The 18,015-nt window shown below is 57.5% G+C and carries 16 protein-coding genes; 7 read left to right on the plus strand and 9 right to left on the minus strand.

What is annotated here, in order from left to right; genetic code table 11:
• Positions 1-43 precede the first annotated feature (43 nt).
• The 5 genes from VFG17_RS00085 to VFG17_RS00105 form a co-directional block, all read right to left on the minus strand.
• Entirely contained in the window at positions 44-358 is a 315-nt protein-coding gene (locus VFG17_RS00085; RefSeq protein WP_325027443.1) for a transposase, read from the minus strand.
• A 51-nt stretch (positions 359-409) separates the two neighbouring features.
• On the minus strand, positions 410-1,270 hold the full coding sequence (locus VFG17_RS00090) for a bifunctional methylenetetrahydrofolate dehydrogenase/methenyltetrahydrofolate cyclohydrolase FolD (protein ID WP_325027444.1): 861 nt from the start codon (positions 1,268-1,270) through the stop codon (positions 410-412).
• Position 1,271: 1 nt separating this feature from the next.
• Positions 1,272-2,126 (minus strand): formyltetrahydrofolate deformylase, encoded by an 855-nt coding sequence (gene purU / locus VFG17_RS00095; protein WP_325027445.1) that lies wholly within the window; start codon positions 2,124-2,126, stop codon positions 1,272-1,274.
• A gap of 22 nt (positions 2,127-2,148) precedes the next feature.
• The gene (locus VFG17_RS00100) at positions 2,149-2,991 is read right to left on the minus strand and encodes a methylenetetrahydrofolate reductase (RefSeq protein WP_325027446.1); all 843 of its coding nucleotides are present in this window, start codon (positions 2,989-2,991) and stop codon (positions 2,149-2,151) included.
• A gap of 69 nt (positions 2,992-3,060) precedes the next feature.
• Entirely contained in the window at positions 3,061-4,494 is a 1,434-nt protein-coding gene (locus VFG17_RS00105; RefSeq protein ID WP_325027447.1) for an aminomethyl transferase family protein, read from the minus strand.
• A gap of 369 nt (positions 4,495-4,863) precedes the next feature.
• On the opposite strand from VFG17_RS00105, the gene VFG17_RS00110 reads away from it, so the two are divergent.
• From VFG17_RS00110 to VFG17_RS00130, 5 genes are all read left to right on the plus strand, one after another.
• Complete coding sequence (locus VFG17_RS00110; protein ID WP_325027448.1) at positions 4,864-5,592, plus strand: class II aldolase/adducin family protein; 729 nt, start codon at positions 4,864-4,866, stop codon at positions 5,590-5,592.
• A 195-nt stretch (positions 5,593-5,787) separates the two neighbouring features.
• Entirely contained in the window at positions 5,788-7,008 is a 1,221-nt protein-coding gene (locus VFG17_RS00115) for an aromatic ring-hydroxylating dioxygenase subunit alpha (protein ID WP_325027449.1), read from the plus strand.
• Positions 7,009-7,209: 201 nt separating this feature from the next.
• Complete coding sequence (locus VFG17_RS00120) at positions 7,210-8,391, plus strand: multidrug effflux MFS transporter (protein ID WP_325027450.1); 1,182 nt, start codon at positions 7,210-7,212, stop codon at positions 8,389-8,391.
• Positions 8,392-8,598: 207 nt separating this feature from the next.
• Positions 8,599-9,771, plus strand: coding sequence for a hypothetical protein (locus VFG17_RS00125; protein WP_325027451.1), 1,173 nt, complete (start codon positions 8,599-8,601; stop codon positions 9,769-9,771).
• 34 nt (positions 9,772-9,805) lie between these two features.
• Positions 9,806-10,822 (plus strand): aldo/keto reductase, encoded by a 1,017-nt coding sequence (locus VFG17_RS00130; RefSeq protein WP_325027452.1) that lies wholly within the window; start codon positions 9,806-9,808, stop codon positions 10,820-10,822.
• 46 nt (positions 10,823-10,868) lie between these two features.
• On the opposite strand, the gene VFG17_RS00135 is transcribed toward VFG17_RS00130, so the two are convergent.
• Positions 10,869-11,798, minus strand: a complete 930-nt coding sequence (locus VFG17_RS00135; protein ID WP_325027453.1) for a LysR family transcriptional regulator — start codon at positions 11,796-11,798, stop codon at positions 10,869-10,871.
• A 319-nt stretch (positions 11,799-12,117) separates the two neighbouring features.
• On the opposite strand from VFG17_RS00135, the gene VFG17_RS00140 reads away from it, so the two are divergent.
• The gene (locus VFG17_RS00140) at positions 12,118-13,398 is read left to right on the plus strand and encodes a hypothetical protein (protein WP_325027454.1); all 1,281 of its coding nucleotides are present in this window, start codon (positions 12,118-12,120) and stop codon (positions 13,396-13,398) included.
• A 90-nt stretch (positions 13,399-13,488) separates the two neighbouring features.
• The gene (locus tag VFG17_RS00145) at positions 13,489-13,848 is read left to right on the plus strand and encodes a dihydroneopterin aldolase (protein WP_325027455.1); all 360 of its coding nucleotides are present in this window, start codon (positions 13,489-13,491) and stop codon (positions 13,846-13,848) included.
• A gap of 331 nt (positions 13,849-14,179) precedes the next feature.
• Here VFG17_RS00145 and VFG17_RS00150 read toward each other — a convergent pair whose 3' ends face one another.
• The 3 genes from VFG17_RS00150 to VFG17_RS00160 form a co-directional block, all read right to left on the minus strand.
• Positions 14,180-15,118: a LysR family transcriptional regulator gene (locus VFG17_RS00150; RefSeq protein ID WP_325027456.1), complete on the minus strand. Its 939-nt coding sequence runs from the start codon at positions 15,116-15,118 to the stop codon at positions 14,180-14,182.
• Between the two features lie 181 nt (positions 15,119-15,299).
• Complete coding sequence (locus tag VFG17_RS00155) at positions 15,300-16,574, minus strand: MFS transporter (RefSeq protein ID WP_325027457.1); 1,275 nt, start codon at positions 16,572-16,574, stop codon at positions 15,300-15,302.
• A gap of 108 nt (positions 16,575-16,682) precedes the next feature.
• Positions 16,683-17,960, minus strand: a complete 1,278-nt coding sequence (locus VFG17_RS00160; RefSeq protein WP_325027458.1) for a serine hydrolase domain-containing protein — start codon at positions 17,958-17,960, stop codon at positions 16,683-16,685.
• Between the last annotated feature and the right edge of the window lie 55 nt (positions 17,961-18,015).

Here is an 18,015-nt window from a genome sequence, read left to right on the forward strand (position 1 = left end):
GATCCGTTCACGAGCCTGATATCGTTGCAGTGCCCGGCCGCCATTAGAAGAGGGCCTTCCAGCGGGACATCGAAGCGGCGCCTGGCTGGAACTGGTCGGGATCAAGCTGCTCGGACTTGCGCCCGGACCGATGGCGCGTGAATGCGTCGACGATCGACTTAAACCACTCGATCTCTGCGTCGGCCTCGCTCGTGGCCACGATCACATTGGCCCGTTTGCGTGACTGCTCCAGTGCGAGCCCATGGAGCGCACCGACGTCGCCGGGCAGGTCCGCTTCCATGAGCATCAAAGGCGTGAAACAGTCGAAGAAAGCTCCGTAAACGGGCAATCTGCGAGGCGATCGGTCGGCGTCCGCCATGCACCCGGCGCCAGTCCAGACCTTGGAGCAAAGCAACCAGTTGCGCCGACGTCACGCTAGATGGGCCGCGGCCTTCATCGTATTGCTTAGCAAACACGCGATAGTCATTGGCCCGACACCGCCAGGTACGGGCGTGATTGCCTTTGCATGGCTCATCTCCGTTATCGCAACATCGCCAACGATTCGCGCCTTGCCGTCCTGCCCGGCCACGCGGTTGATTCCCACGTCGATGACAACCGCCCCTGCGCGCACCCAGTCGCCGCGAACCAGCTGCGCGCTTCCGGCGGCCGCCACGACGATATCGGCTCCTGACACGATATCCTTCAAATCGCGCGTATGCCTGTGGGTGATTGTGACCGTGCAGCCGCGTTCCAGCAGCAGCAGGGCTATCGGCTTGCCGACGATATTGGACTTGCCGATCACCACGGCATTCAACCCTCGAAAGTCAGCAACCACGCTTTCGAGGAGCATCATGCAACCAAGCGGCGTGCAAGGGACCAGCGCGGTGCTTCCGCCGCCACTGCTCAGACGCCCGACATTGACCGGATGAAACCCGTCGACATCCTTTTGCGGCGAGATAGCATCGAGAATCTTGGCTGCGTCGACTTGAGCGGGAAGTGGCAACTGGACGAGGATGCCATGCACGTCCGGCTTCGCGTTCAGCTCCTGGATCAAATCCAGGAGTTCTGTTTCACTGATTGAAGACGACAGCCGATATTCGAAGGAGTGCATGCCGACCTGCTTGGTCTGGATGACTTTTCTGGACACATAGACTTCGCTTGCTGGATCCGTTCCAACCAGGACGACCGCGAGCCCCGGCACGGTACCGGTCGAAAGTCTGTAGCTGTTTACCTTTTCGGTGACGCCGGCGAGAAGCTGTGCGGCCATGGTCTTGCCATCGATGACTTGCATATCAGCTCTGGAAGACAACAGTTTTGGTCCCGTTTACAAACACCCTCTCCTGGAGGTGCCAAGCGACCGCGCGCGCGAGAACACGTCGTTCGATGTCGCGCCCCTTCTGAACGAGCGATTCGGGGGAATCAGCGTGATTTATATGCTCGACGTCTTGCGCGATAATCGGGCCCTCATCCAAGTCCGCCGTGACATAATGCGCGGTTGCGCCGATCATCTTGACGCCGCGATCGAACGCTTGGTGGTAAGGCTTCGCGCCCTTGAAACCCGGTAAGAAAGAGTGGTGGATGTTAATACAGCGACCCGACAAAAATGCCGCCAGATCGTCCGAAAGGATCTGCATATAACGGGCCAGGATGACGAGATCGGCGCCCGTTTCGTTCACGATCTTTTTGATCTGAGCCTCCTGCTCCGCTTTCGTCTCGCGGGTCACCGGCAGGTGAAAAAAAGGGATGTCTCCCAAGCCGCCTAAGCGGAGGGCTGACCGTGGGTGGTTGCAGATCACCCCAACCACATCCATGCCGAGGTCGCCGATGCGATTGCGATAAAGCAAGTCTCCCAGGCAGTGATCGAATTTCGACACCAGGATCAGGACCTTCGGCTTTTCATCGCGCAACCTTAGCTTGGTCTCCGTCGAGAATGTCTTCGACAGATCGCTGATCTGGACCGAAAGCGCCTCGATATCGCCGCCTGCTTGAAACTCGACGCGCATGAAGAAGCGCTGGGTCGCGGCATCCTCGAACTGCCGGGATTCGATTATGTTCGCACCAGAGGCGAACAAGGCAGAAGTAACCGACGCAACGATGCCCGGTTGATCGGAGCATGTAAGCGTTAGAATGTAGCAATCGTCCGACACAAGCGTATCTCCAAGTTGATCGTCACGCGGCGTTCGAAACCAGCTGCGCCGAATGGTCTCTCGCCCAGTGGGCCGCTTTCGAAATTCCTCCGAAAGGATAGAGGTGGATCTTGACCTCCCCATGAGAGCTGGGGGCCATCTTGTCCGCGAGTTCCGTCAGATAGGCGTCAGGGGTCGCCGTCGAGAAAAGTTTGGTGATGGACGCACCATATTTGGAGATTACCTTGGCCGACGCGCCGACACCGCAACGCGTCGCGAAACGCAGCAACGCCTTGACGCTGGTAGGGCCAGCGATGCCGATCCGAACCGTACCCGCGAAGCCTTCGGCGCGAACGGCTGCCAGCCATTTGGCCGATGCTGCTGCGTCGAAGCCGAACTGCGTTACGACCTCACATCCCATACCCCGGGCACTGCACGCCATGCTCTTGTCTCGCATGGCGGCGCTCAATTCCTGATTGCCAATTGCCGGATGGCCTTCCGGATAGCCCGCGATCCCGACGTTCCGGACACCGTATCGCTCGAGCAGCCCGCTTTGAATGAGGGCCAGTGCATCGGCGTACGGACCAGATGCAACTGGAGAATCTCCAGCAATAACGAAGATATTTTCGCTCGCGCCAATCTCATGTAAGCTCCGCAGCGCCTCCTCCAGAACGGCTTCAGAGGACAAATGCCGGGCAGCGAGGTGCGGCACAGGAACGAATCCGCAATCGAGGGCTGCTTGCGCTGCCGCCACACGCGCCCCAAGCTCCTCATTCGGGAGAAACGTAATGGACACCCGGGTGCCGGCCGGCATCAGAGGGGCTGCTTCAACTAAAGCGTCCCTGTCCCGAGACGTAATCTCGAGTGAGTAGTCGTTCGTCAACATCGGCTATTTCCTAAATCTGTTCGGCGATGAACCGCTCGGCGGCGCCGCTCAACCTGCGTTAGCTTCCAATTACGCCGCCGCGATCACGTCGCTGTTGACGACGTTATGTTTGATCTGACGAACGGTATCGGCATAGGGCGCCGGAGCCACGGTCACCCGCACCTCGCACTGCCGGTGCGGTTCGACATGGGGCTTGCGCGACCCCCCATTGGGTTCGCCCCACGTCAGGACCAGTTCCGTACCTGGCTCGGCGTGCTCCAGATCCACCGAGGCAAGCGACAGCATCTTTCGTTCGTTCGAACTGTAGCCGACAAAGTTAGAGCGGGCCGCCAGCTTTCCATCGGTCGAACGGACTGCGTCATATTGCTGGAAGGCATAGGCGGCCGTCGGCATGCGAAGCATCTTGCAAGGCGTTCCGGGCTCGAGCAGCGAACGCATGATGCTGTCTACATCGTCGGGATTCCAGATCAGCGTCCGACGGGCGCGCTCTGGCTTCTGTGCTTTTGCCTCAAGCGCTTCGCGACCGATGAAGTCGTGGTCGAACCGGATGCGGCCATCGACGCCCAAATCCCACGGCGTCATGTAATAATCGTAGATGTTTTCCGAATAAAAGCTGCCGCCAAGCTGGGCGTTTGCCTCCCAGGAAGACGAAGGCAGCCAGTCGCGATAAGCCTTCAGGCCGGGGTCGGTATAGACGGCCGGAAAAGGAGACGCCATCCACCCGCTCTCGGCAACGGTGCTGAAATAAGCGAGCGTGCCGCCTTCCACCAGGCCGAATTCCTTACCCACACGATGCATTGCTTCGCGGATGGCGGGGCCATCCTCATAATCGCCCGACAGTTCGACGCCTTGATGGCCGGCCATGCCGTGCCGGAGGGCCATCACGTCTCGACCGGCGATGCGGACCTTGGCAGTGTGGAAAAACTTGATTTCCGGCACGTCGCCTTCAACCAGATTTGCGAAAATCTTCGCGGCGTTCGGGCCGTCCATGCCGAAGCGGAACTTGACACGGCGGCCGGACGGATTGGCGGCCGTGTGGTTATCGCGCAGAAGCTCGACATCATAACCACCGGTCCGGGCATTGAATTCGACCCAGTTCAGGCATGGCATACCGCTGACCATTTCGAACTCTTCTTCCGAATGGCAGTAGACCAACGACTCGCCGATGACATAACCCTCATGGTTGCAGACGATAAACTGCTTCGCCACACCCGGCTTGAACTTAGCGAAACTGTTGACGCCAAGGTTGCGCAGCAGGCGAAGCGCGTCCCGGCCGCGAACGAAGAGCTCGGGCATGTGATGCGATTGATCGAACATCACCGCGGCCTGACGCCAGGCATTCTGTTCGACGACCCAGTTCAGATTCTCGAACGGCACCGGGGTCAGGCCCGCTCGTGCCTTCACATGCGGCGCCTTGGTATCGTTGTAGAAATAATCGACAAGATCGACCTTCGATTGCAGGAGCTGGCCAAGGTTCTGGTCGGGCGTGCTGTTATTCGTCATCCTTGTCACCTGTGATATGGTCGCTGCAAATGGCCGCGACTTGAGATTTATGAAAGACGGTGCTGATCTGCCCGAATTCCGCGGTTTGCCTGTTGGCCGGTGACAATTAAATACGTGGACGGGCCATCGTTGCCAACCCGGTCGGTCGGTAGCTGAGACTGCTGAGACCTTATTTATATGTCTAAAAACAGTTAGTTATGTGTCAGTGGATAGCCGAGCGCATCAGCCGAATGCATGGCGGACATATGCTTTTGGCTGCCATTTGTTGCCCTGTGTCGCGTTCCTGCCTTAGACTTGGCAGGCACTCGCACAGCTGGCGGAACAAGCACGGCATGTGTCGATGACCTGATTTTCAGATGGGAATTAATCATGCCAGATGCACCAAGTGACGAAACGGCCGTCGCCTCTTTGCGCAATCTCATCATGCTGGGCAGTAGGATATTGAGCCGGCAAGGCGTGTTGGATAGCTTTGGACATGTCAGTGCTCGCCATCCTTTGCGTCCTGACAAGTTCCTACTCCCCATTCGCAAGGCGCCTGACCTGATCGAGCTCGGGGATCTCGCGGAGTTCGACATGCAAGGGAACGTCGCTGAGGGGGAACTGCGCCCGGTATTCCTTGAGCGCTTCATCCATGCAGCCATCTATGCAGCGCGGCCCGAGGTGAACAGCATCGTGCATAGTCACTCTCCCGCAATCGTGACCGCGAGCGTCGTGAAGAGCCAACCCCTGCGCGCCGTTTGTCATGTCTGCGCCTTCCTGGGAACATCTGTACCGAATTTCGAAATCCGTGACGTCGCCGGCGATCGTACCAATTTGCTGATAGGTGACATGGAACTGGCTAACGCTCTTGCGAAAGTCCTGGCACAACATGACGTCGTCCTGATGCGCGGCCATGGATCAACCACGGCAGGCGCTACGGTGCAGCAAGCGGTTTATCGCGCGATTTACGCAGAGAAGAACGCGAAGATACAGGCGGCCGCGATGGCAATGGGGGAGGTCACGTTCCTGAGCGAGGGCGAGATAGAGACAGCGGCACAAATGAGCGCCGTTCAGGATGAGCGCACATGGGCAAGCTGGGTTCGCGAACTTGGGTGCTGATCGCCATGCGACCAAAGACAATTCTCGATCCGGCGAAGGCGCACAGTGCCGTGTGCGATTTTCGCGCCGCAGAGATAGTCGATGCGATATCGCGGTGGCTACGCCATCGCCGGGCTGTTTGGCAGGTAAACGTCGAACCTATTGGCTAAGCGCTTGGAAATCGTGATATCAGCGGCGATACAGAAGGAGAACATTATGTGCGCCGCCACTGCTTCGACGATACTCCGCCCTGAAAGCGAGGCTGCTCAAGCCCGCGCTGAATATCGACGCGGCTACAGCCTCCCGCAATATTACTACTCGACCACCGACAGCTTCGATCGCGATATTGCGAGACTGCGCGAAACGATGTGGTTCATGGCAGGGCACGAGTCACAAGTCCCGAACCCAGGCGATTACAAAATCTTTGAAATTGCCGGCGAAAGCATCATCCTCTGCCGTGACACCGAGGGCAAAGTACACGCCTTCTACAATGTTTGCCGCCATCGCGGCTCGCCAATTTGCGTGGCGAATGAAGGCAATGCCAAAGCATTCGTCTGCCCTTACCACAGCTGGACCTACTTGCTTGACGGCACGCTGAAGCGTCCGCGCGCCATGGACCGCACGTTCGTCCCGAAGGATTGGAACCTCAAGCCTGTGCATCTTGGCAATTTGGAGGGGTTGCTGTTTGTCTGCCTTGCCCAAGGCGATGCCCCGGAATTCGAAGAATATGCGGGGCGTATTCGCCCCTTCATCCGGCAGTACGGGATCAAGGCAAGCAAGGCAGCCTATGTTCAAGATGATCTGATTGAAACCAATTGGAAGCTGCCGCTCGAAAACTTTCGTGAAAACTATCACATCTCGACCGTACACAAAGATTTGGGGCGCGTGATGGGTGGGGCAATGGAGCTCTCGAATGGTGAGACGCTGACGGAGCGGTTGGAACGTTTGGGACGCCAGCTTCCAATGGTCTATGACGAGCCCGGAGCCCCCTACCTGCAACAGGCAATTCAATTCATGATTGGACAGGGATTCCGCAGCGCATCGATGGACGGCCAGCCCGTTTCAAAGTTGATGAGTGACTTCACGGAATGGTCCGAGGCCTGGACCTATGTCAATTTCAGCCCCTTGTCGCATGTCAACATGTTCGACGACTTCACCATCATGATTTTCTTCACTCCCATCTCTGCTTTTCAAACAAAAACGAGCATGGTCTTCCTCGTCGCAGACGACGCGGAAGAGGGCAGGGATTATGATGTGAAGAAGCTGACCGAGCTTCTCACGATCACCATGGGGGAGGACAATGTCGTGCTGGAGCGGCATCAGAAGGGCATCAACTCTTCGGCCTATGAGCCTTGCCCGGTGGCACTTGAAGAAGAGCAAGTGACCTTGTTCCACGACTGGTATTTCAACAACGTGGTCGATCCGGCTCGGGCCTGAACCCATGCGGGAAGATAAACGCTTACCCTAGGGAGCCCTCCCTGAACGAACAGGGCCTGTCTTCGGTCAGGCTTTGTTACGTTCAAGGACAATCGAAAATCAGTAGCAAGTCGGCTTGTCCCCGGTCGCAATACTTCATGCGCGAAAGCAATTTGCACGATGCACGGCCGCCTGCCTCGACCCACAAGCACGGCATCCCCGATGAGCGCGCACGAATTTATCGGGATGATGGCTGCCATCATGTCGATTTATGCGTTGGGCGTGGATATGATGCTGCCCGCGCTGCCTGAGATGGCAGCCTCGCTAAAAATCACCGAGCAGAACGATCAGCAGTGGATTATCACCGCCTTTCTGATTGGCTTCGGGATCGGCCAGTTGTTCATGGGACCCCTCGCTGATCGGTTCGGGCGACGCCCGGTCATGCTGGGAAGCCTCCTGTTCTTTGCGGTCATCTGCGGTGCATCAACGCTAGCTTACGATCTCCCTACGATTGTCATCACTCGCATGCTTCAAGGTTTCGCGACGGCGGCTGCCCGCGTTGTGACGATCTCCATCATTCGTGACCGCTTCTCCGGTTCCCAGATGGCTCGCGTCATTTCTCTCATTTTCATCGTCTATCTTGCGGTTCCCGTTCTCGCTCCGCCTCTTGGTCAACTGGTGATAGCCGTCGCCCCGTGGCAATCGATTTTCGTCGCGCTTAGCGTCTATGCGTTGCTGATCTTCGCTTGGGGGGCCGTCCGCTTGCGCGAAACGCTAAACCCGAAGGACGTGCGCCACATTTCCGTATCCGAACTGACTTCGGCTGCGAGATTCATCCTGCGCGATCGCCATTTCGTTGCCTACACGCTGGCCGCAACGTTACTGATCGGCAGCATGATCGGCTTCATCAGCTCCGCGCAGCAGATCTTTTCGGACGTTTTCCACGCCGGTCACTATTTCACGATCGCCCTTGCCGGTATCTCGCTCTTCATGGCTGCTGCCGCCTTCCTCAACTCCCGCATCGTAGTTCGACTTGGTGCCCGGCGGGTTTCACATACCGCTCTGATTGTCATGGTCGTCGCTTGCGGCGTACATCTGGCGCTGGTCATGGGAGGAGTCGAAACGCTGCCGACTTTTCTAATCCTGCAAAGTTTCATCATGTTCTTCTATGCGCTGGCGAGCGGCAACTTCAACGCGCTCTGCATGGAGCCGGTCGGTCACATTGCCGGAGCAGCATCATCTATCCAAGGATTTCTGCAAACGGTCGGCGGCGCGGCCATCGGAATCATAATAGGACAAAGTTACAACCACAGCACGCTCCCGATCGCCGCGGGCTATCTGTGTCTTTCGCTCTTAGCGCTGGGAGTAGTGCTGATCGCCGAACGCGGAAAGCTTTTCGGTTGAGCGTGGCATTGCAGCGACGCCGAGCCCAGCCCCCGCCACCCACATCGAGCAGCTTCATGAGCTACCAGACAAAAATCCTTCTGGCCGCATTCGTTCCGTTGGTCTGTTATAGAAAGCACGTTGAGCGCTCCGGCCTCTGAGACTCGTCGCGCAATAACAGCGTCCGTCTTCGCAGACTGACGCACATTGAAACGGAGAAGGATGTCGATGACCAATTCAGGTTCGGTCCAGTATCATGACCTCACCATTCCGGACATGAGCGGAAAAGTGCTCACAGTTCTCGGCCCGATCGAGCCTGAGCAACTGGGCACGACGTTGATGCACGAGCATATGATATTCGATTTCGGCGTTAATCGACCTGATTTCTTCAAGCCGCATTTCTGGTCGCATACTTTTCAGAAGCCGTATCCCGGCGACGAGCAGGTCGAATTGCTATTGAAAAACTGGGATACGCGCATCAACTTGGAAAACGGCTATAAACTGATGAATTATCAGGATTTCAACTTTTTCATCCGAGATGAGTTCTGGTGCCGCGACGATATAGACGACGCTGTCGAAGAGATGCTCGCCTTCAAATCTCTGGGCGGCAAAACAGTGGTGGACCAAACGCCGACCGACCTCGGCCGCGATCCCGAAAAGCTTCGTGAAATATCGGTTGCGACGGATATGCATGTGGTGATGGGCACAGGCAGTTTTCTCCTGGCACCCAACAACCCTGCGGGAAAACCGATCGATGAAATCACCTATGCTATGGTTCGTGACGTGGCCATGGGGGTCGGCGAGAATAAAATACGTGCAGGGCTGCTCGGCGAGATATGCGGCGGCGTGTGCGAACATGACGATACAGAACTGACATTCCTTCGGGCGGCCGCCCGAGCGAGCCGACTGACCGGTGCGGCTCTGAGCATTCACACCGATTCCGAACAGAATGGTAATCGCCATCATTCCGTGCTCGACGTGATCGAGGAAGAGGGAGGCGATCTGACGCGTGTCATCATCTGCCACATCAGTGCTACGGAGTGCGAGGATCTCGACTTCCTTGAAGGCCTGATGCGCCGTGGCGCAATCCTGTCGTTTGACCATATCGGCTATCCTCTCACCTGGCACACGAAGGCCTACGATCAGAAAGAAATGGCAGATGGCATCATCGCCTTGATCAGGCGAGGCTATGCGTCGCAGATCATCGTCGGCCAAGACACCGCGCCGAAGGACACGTTGCGCAAATACGGCGGCCGCGGCTTTACCTACATCCAGGAAAAGCTGCTCCCCTATATGAAGAGCAAGGGTGTCTCCGAAGCCGCGATCACCACCCTGATGGTGACCAACCCTCAGCGCATTCTCGCCTTGGTTCCCCCCCAGCCGCTAGGCGGCAAGGGATAGCGGTCACCGCTTAAGTTGGGATAGGATCACTGCCATGAAGTATCGCTCGCTGGGCCGTACAGGTCTACAAGTATCAGCGCTGAGTTTCGGCGCGCTGACATTCAGCGATGGCATGGGTGCCGGATCCGTGGGCCGTACGTCGAGCAAGGATGCCGAGCGGATCGTTGGGCTTTGTCTGGACGCAGGCGTGAATCTGTTCGACACCGCTGACGCCTATTCGGACGGGCGGTCCGAAGAGATATTGGGTGAAGCGATCTGCAATCGGCGGAAAGAAGCGTTGATTGCTACGAAGGTTTTCGGGCGGATGGCACCGGGCGCAAACAACATGGGCGCGTCGCGCCACCACATAATTGACGCCTGCGATGCCAGCTTAAGGCGTCTGAAAACTGATTATATCGATCTCTACCAACTTCATGGTTTCGATAGCCTGACACCGCTCGAGGAGACATTGCGGGCATTGGACGATCTCGTACGGGCGGGCAAGGTCCGATATATCGGTGCATCCAACTATGCGGGCTGGCAGCTTATGAAAGCGCTCGGCATCTCGGACGCTCGCAATCTGGAACGTTACGCTTCGCAGCAAATCTATTATTCCCTCATCGGCCGCGACGGGGAGGCCGAACTGCTGCCCCTTGCGAGGGATCAGGGCGTCGGCGTGCTCGTCTTCAGCCCGCTCGCATTCGGCTTGCTGTCGGGCAAGTTTCGGCGGGGCAGACCCGATCCGGAGGGAGCGCGTGCGACAGCCTTTGGGGCGCCCATCAAGATCGATCGCGAGACAGTCGACAAAGTCACCGACTTGCTGGCGGAACTAGCGAGCAATCGAGGTGTCAGCGCCGCACAATGCGCGATCAATTGGCTGCTCTCCAAGCCGGCGGTGAGCTCGGTAATCGTGGGCGCGAGCAATGAGACGCAGCTAAACGACAATCTTGCCGCTGTACATTGGTCGCTGACGCCGGAAGAAGTTGCGCTACTGGATGAGGCGAGCGCCGTGCCGCTGCCTTATCCTCACCCCATTACACAGCAGTGGTTCGCTGAACGAAACCCCGCTTGACGCAAATGGCATAACCGCCTGCGTCAACAAGGATGGCGTTGCCCCCTCAGTCTCCCGCTGCATGCATGAACCGGCTGGCGATCGTCTGCCTCAGCCACCGACATCCGGGGTCACGATTGGTGCGCGCATGCCAGAACTGCATCATCGTAATTGGGGCAATATCGAATCCGCAGTCGATTTCTTCGATAAGACCGGTTCGGAGATGCTCCTCAACCACCGATCTGGGCAGCATCGCCACATAGTCCGTCCCGGCAAGAATCAAGGGCGCAGTCATATAATGGCGGATTACCGCCTTTATCTTGCGGCGCGAAGAGACTGCTCCCAGAGACCGTGCAACATATTGCTCTGCAATGGCTGGAGAATCCACGATCAGATGATCGCACTCCAGAAACTGCGCGATGCTCGCGTCGGCGGCTAGCGGGTGGCCAGGCCTTGCAACGCAGACGATCGCTTGGTTGAACAGGCGCTGCTGATAAAAATCGACGTGCAGAGTGGGTAACTGACCCAGCGCCAAATCAACTTGACCGCCTTCCAGCGCCTCCCGGTAATTGCTGCGTTCTCGCTGATGGACGACGACCCGAACCTTTGGCGCGACTTTCGATATATGCTTCAGCAGTTCGGGGAGAAAAATCATCTCTCCCGCATCCGTGCACAGGAGGTTGAAGGTTCTTGCCGATGTAAAAGGATCAAAGACCCGATCGCTAAATATTGCCGCCTCTATGCTGGCCAGCGCATGGCTGATCGGTTCGGCCAGCTGCTCCGCAAAAGGCGTCGGCTGCATGCCCGAGGTTGTTTTGACAAACAACGGATCCCCCAGAACCTTACGCAGCCGGGCGAGAGCGTGACTGATGGAAGACTGTGCCAAGTCCAGCTTGCGACCGGCCTCGGTGACGTTGCCTGTCGCAATGACGGCTGCGAACACCTTCATCAGGTTCAAATCGAGATCGCGAAACTCAGCCTTATGTTTAAGCGCCATGTAAAAACTCGATCCGACCCCATTCGCAGTGGATTTAATACGATGTGGCAGAAGGTCGCGATTGTCCAGCATATGCATGAGATTGATAAGGCCAATTCTCCTCATGCAACCGGGGAGATTGGCTCTAGCATACTGATATATATAAATATTATTTCAGGCCGTGTCGATGTCAGGGCCGGACGTCGATTTGACGGAACTCTGGGGCGTCCCTACGATATTGGCCAATCGACTTATCGCCGAGGCGATGAGAAATTCCCGTCAACCAACGGCCGATGCGCGAACCGACGCGACAGGTAGGCCGCCATTAAAGAGAAGCGACATGCCAAAGATTACTCCGGAGATGCGGCAGGCACCTGAAGGCTATTTTAATGTTCGGTTCGGGAAGCCGGAATACACGGACTGGATCGACGAGAGCAAATCATGGAAGGAGAGCGTCTACATCGGCGACTGGTCATTCCTCTGGGAACGCCGGATCAAGGGCCCGGACGCCGAGAAGCTACTTTCCGCAATTTCGGTCAATACCTTTACCAACTTCCCGGCGACTAAAGCCAAACACCTCATCCACACCGATCACAATGGGAAGGTGATCCACGAGGGCGTCCTCAACAAGGTCAGCGACGAAGAGTATGTCCTTTTTGGCCGCGGTGCTTTCTGGGCCGAATATCATGCCAAAAAGGGTGGATATGATGTCGAGGTAAAGGGTGAAGACTTTTTCAATTTCCAAGTTTCCGGACCCTTTGCGATTCACGTGGTCGAAAAGGCCGCAGGTCAGAGCCTACGCGACGTGAAGTTCATGCATTTCGGCGTGATCGAAATTGCGGGTGTCAAGCTCTGGGCGCTCCGGCAGGGGATGGCTGGCGAGATCGGTTATGAGCTGCAGGGCCCACGAGAGCATGGGCCGGAAGTCTACGCAGCCATTCTGGCAGCAGGCCAAGAATTTGGCATCCGCCGTATGGGTGCCCGTGTATCTGGCGTGAATCACCTCGAGGCTTGCTTCCCGACAATCGTAGTCGATTACCTTCCAGCTATCTTCGAGCCGAACATGGAATCCTATCGGGAGATGTTCACCTCGGCGATGCCGGGTTTTGCGATAACCTTCAACGTCGCTGGCAGTTTCGACGGACAGGAAGTCAGTGATTATTATCGAAGTCCCGTCGAGCTTGGCTGGGGCCGAAATATTAAGTTCGACCACGATTTCATCGGCGATGCCGCGCTAAAGGAAGAGCTGGCCGATCCGCGCCGGACCATCCGGACGCTCGTCTGGAATGCCGAGGACGTGCTCGAAGTCCAGGCATCCATGTTCCTCCCCGGCGAACCCTATCCATTCATGGACTATCCGCGCGACCAGCGTGGCTTCATGTGGTGTGACAAAGTAATGAGGGGGGGGCGGATGATCGGCACCGCTACGTCTCGCGGTTATAGCTTCCACTTCCGGGAAATGATCTCGCTGGCGACCCTGGACGTCGCCGATGCCGACATCGGCGGCGACGTCGTCGTGATATGGGGCAATCCCGGTGGACCCCAGAAGGAAATCCGCGCGAAAGTTGCACCCGCACCTTACAAAGCAGACAACCGCAGGGCGGACGTAAAAGCGATCTGACCTTCTTAGGTCATCGGCGCAAAAGCAGGGAATTGCCCGGCCGCGCGAGGCAGGATTCCGGTTGATGACCGAGCGAGAGAGATTTGCGTGATGGGTTCCAAGACCTTTTCCACTACCAAAGTTCGTGTTCGCGACTTGCCGCTTCTGGCCGACATTGGCATCAACCCGGACGAGATCGGGCGCCGACAGCCGCTTGTCATCAGCGTGGAGCTCACACTGCTGTCAGGCCCCGTGTCCATCATCGGCGAGACGGTTGACTATCGGCGGATTGTCAGCGCGGCGGAGAGGATCGCCGAAGTACATATTTCGTTATTGGAGATTTTTGCTCACGCGCTCGGCGAAGAATGCGTCAGTTGGCCTTCCGTGGTGAAAGCGTGCGTCAGCATCGACAAGCCGTTCGCGCTGATGCGCGGCATGGCAGGCGTCGAGGTGCTGGTGGCCCGCGAATAGCATTTTCCGACCTGCGCCGAAGGCCGCCACCTGATACCATCATTAACCGGACAAAATGGTCCTGGCAGACAATCCGCAGCGCTTATTCCAATAGGCGCGGGAAGCGGGTTGTCGGCCCCTCCAGATCTCCGAGCTCTTCTGAATGGTCGACGTAACGCCTTCACGTTCGACCCTTGGCGTAATCATGATCGATCACTTCGTGGGTGAATCAATCAACCTGTGCCGCGGATTACGTACCGGGCCGAAATAGCCAAGGACGAATATGGTTCCGACTGCGGAGGGAAGCGACACGGCGTTCAGTGGCGCCGCGCCCCTCAAGTGGGTCTTGCGTTTACTCTCCGGCGGAATTGTCCTCGTTTTCCGGATGATCTGCTCCATCCGTTGGCTTTCCTCGGAAAGTAGCCATCGTAAGCGCAAGGATCGCGTCGGCCGCCCGGGACAAGGGGCGGCGCTGCTTGTATATGATGCTCAGCACTGTCCGCAGGCTGGGGCCGGTGATAGCGCGAGCGGAAAGCATGCCCTGATCCAACTCCTCTTTCACCGCGCCCAGCGGCAGGATAGTCACACCCGTTCCGCTTTTCACCAGTTCCACGACCAACGATTGCGACTCCACTTCCACGAGCGGGTCGATTGTCGTTTCGGCTTCTGCGGCCGCCTCTTCAAGGGCCAGCCGCATGCCATGGGGGGAGGGAGGAATGATCAGGGGGAGATTCTCCAGGTCCCGGAACTCGATCGGTCCATCAGTTGGACTGAAACTGCCCGCCGGGCCCACCAGGTGAAGATCTTCTACCAGCAACGGAGTGACAACTAATCCACGATCGGACGACGCATTGAACACGCACGCGAGGTCCAGCTTATCTTCCAGCACCATCTCGACCAAGTCGTGAGATAGCGCCTGGACCACGTTCAGCTTAATATGAGGCATTTCGCTGAGACTTCGATGAACAAGCCGAGAGGACAACGCGGCGGTGGCCGGCGTAACGCCTAATGATACTCGGCCACGGGGGACTTCCGACAAATCCTGTACGGCCAGGCGCGCGTCTTGAAGACCTTGCAGAAGCTTTCGGCTGTGTTCAAGCAGCACGGCGCCGGCTTCGGTTGGCTCAACGCCGCGAGAGTGGCGGACAAGCAACTGCACGCGGAGGTCGGCTTCCAGGTTTCTGATCTGCCAACCGACGGCCGGCTGAGCGATGCGCAGCTGCTCAGCCGCCTTGGTAACGCTCTTCTCCTCAACTACCCGAACAAAATACAGGAGTTGTTTGAAATCCATTCCAGCAGCCTCTCAAGATTTTTATTTCCGGCAGTTTAACGCACCCGAGGGGATTATGCCAGCACGAGCCGAGCGAAAGTCGCGCCCATGCTGGTCGGGCGGTTCGTGAGCATCTCAAAGCCACCACGCGCTCGCGGTGAGGTTATCAAAAGACCGTGCTCTGCCGACGGGTCGATGCCGCTTAGGTTGCAACCATCCGGCGGTCTTTCGACCTTATTTTGCCGAAGACGATCAAAAACAGCCCCCCGCCAAAGCTGTAAAGCGCAGCGGAGGACGCAAAGGCTGGCGTCACATCGTTTTCGCCGACAACAAGTGACGCAAGAAGAGGACCTACCGCCAGTCCCAACATGGAAACCGGCTGCAGCAACAACGCGAGCCGGCGGCTGGGGTCGAGGCCGATCAGCATCTTCAAAGCATAGGTGATCAATCCGTTCCATAAGGCACCGAACAGGCACATTTCGGTGACATAGAGCGCGGGTGCATGACTATAGCACATGATCGCGACCGTGATTGCCTGGCAAAGGGCGCCCAGAGGAAGTACCACGCTCTCCTTCAGTTTCCAGCCGACCCACCCGACGATGAAGGCGCTGACCATTCCCGAAATGGTGAGGCCCGCCAAAGCGACTCCAACGGTTGCATCGGAAATGGACATCTCCTTGGCCAATTGAACCGCGTAGGTGAGAGCGGCTCCGGTGGCCGTAAATTGGACCAAGACGGCAAAGATGCCAAGCTTCGCCCACGGGGGAGCCAGCACGGCCGGGTCGCCGCGATGGTCCTGCGTCTGTACAGGAAAGCTCACAGGCAGTCTCAGACCTGCAAGTATGGAAACCACGCCAAAGCAGGCCAGTAGCGTGAAGGCATAATCGGGACCGCGCGCTGTCACTTCTGCCGGAAGGGCATAGCTGCACAATATCATCGGCACGACGCTGGCAGACATGAAGTAGGAGTTCATCTTTTCCGGATTCTTCGTGTAAGTTATCACCATCATCGACGCGGCGAGCAGGACTCCTTCCAGCAGCCCGGACGCGGTTCTCGCAAGCAGGAGTGGAATTTCTGCATCTATCGACCAGCAGATAATATTGATTGCGATCAGGAAGGCTGCAGCGGCCAATATCTTGAGGCGGAAACTGCCCCTTCGTAACAGGCCCGCGCCAAAGGCGGATCCGGTGGCCAGCCCCAGCATTTCACCCGTTGCGATCTGTCCGATCGCCCGGGTGTCGATCTTACCGGCGGAGACAAGCGCTGCCAGTAAAATAGGCAGAACTGAAATGGTTATTAGCGCCGTTGTTCCGAGGACCATCGCCGCGATAACGGCAGTAAGCGACATGTCTATATGAGCCGAGGGAGACGAAACTCTCATAGCATGAACGGCCGGATCGTACGCATCGGCATCGGGAAAAGTCTCATTTGCTGAGTGATTAAGTGCTGGATTATCGTCGATTGGGTTATTCACCATCTCTATCTCCCGGCCGCCGCTCAGCCTTCAAAGACCCGTCGTGGATCGAAATGCGCGAAGGCAGACTTTTTTCGCCGCGGGCAAGTCATATGACCCGCATTTCATCCCTCAACGAGCTGACAATAACTCCCTTTCAGCGGTTGCCCGGAAATGGGTCCGTGCACTTCCCGGTGCGTCACCGATCTGGCTGACCATCAGGATGCCGCGGTACCCTTTTTGCGGATTGACGAACCCGACCGTGCCAGCCGCGCCGTCCCAACCGAACGTTCCGGCCGATGGGCCGCTCAGCGTCACCATTCCGCCGGCGCCGAATCCATATCGAGTCGGCACACCGTCGCTGGCCGGCGGCTCCAATCCGTCGAACTTGACGCCCGCCGGCAGCAAATCCGACAATGCCATCCTTACAGTGTCCGCCTTCATGACCCGACGCCCTTCAAACGTTCCGCCGTTCTCGATCATTCGCAGGAAGCGGTCATAATCTTCCGCCGACGATACCAGCCCCGATCCGCCATAGGCAAAACTGGGGGCGCGCGAAAAAACGGACTTGTTGCCGGGATCGATGGCGACCTTTAGAAAACCTGCATAGGCGTAGGTGCTCGATAAATTTGCCGTATCCTGCGCGGAGACCGTCCAATGAGTATGAGTCATCCGGAGCGGGCCAAACAGGCGCTTTTCTAAAAATCGTTCAAACGGCATGCCGCTCGCCTTTTCGATTACCGCGCCGAGAACGTCCACGGAGATGGAGTAGGTCCAACTCGTGCCAGGATCGCTAAGCAGCGGCTGCCGCGCCGCTGCCTCGGCGAATTGCTGGAGGGACTTCGGGCGGCGGGGAGCATCCTCCGCCTCTCCCGTGAAGGAGTATTGCATCGGGACGAGACCGGCCTGCTCGTAAGAGGCGCGAAGGGCGGGTGGAAGCACGAATGCATATCCCAAGCCGGACGTATGGGTCAGCAGATGCCGGACGGTAATCGGGCGCGCCGCCGGCCGCGTGGTGAGATCGGAGGCGGGATCGAGCAGAACTTGCGATGATCGAAACGCGGGAATGAAGTCGCTGATCGGCTGATCCAGACCAAGTTTCCCGTCCTCGATCAGCATCATCGCGGCAATGCCTGTGATAGGCTTGGTCATTGAATAGATCCGCCAGAGGCTGTCTTTAGTGGCGGCCGGCGAGGCCGGAACGTGTGAAAGATGCCCCAGCTCATACCATGTGGAGTCGCAATCTTTTTCACCCAGTAGAGCAACCGCCCCGGGAAAGCCTTCCGTATCGACCAGTTGATGGAGGATCTGCTCCGTTTCCTTGAAGGATTTCGCGGGCTCGACTGTTTGAGCAGCCGCCGGCAGCGAGATAGTGACGCCGAGACATATCGCGACAAAATTTCTTTTCATACCGGATCCCCGATTTCATACGCAGAACATCTGTCCGGTTTCGCTCAGGCTTGTT

The organism is Sphingopyxis sp., from assembly GCF_035686825.1.
Classification (GTDB): Bacteria; Pseudomonadota; Alphaproteobacteria; order Sphingomonadales; family Sphingomonadaceae; genus Sphingopyxis.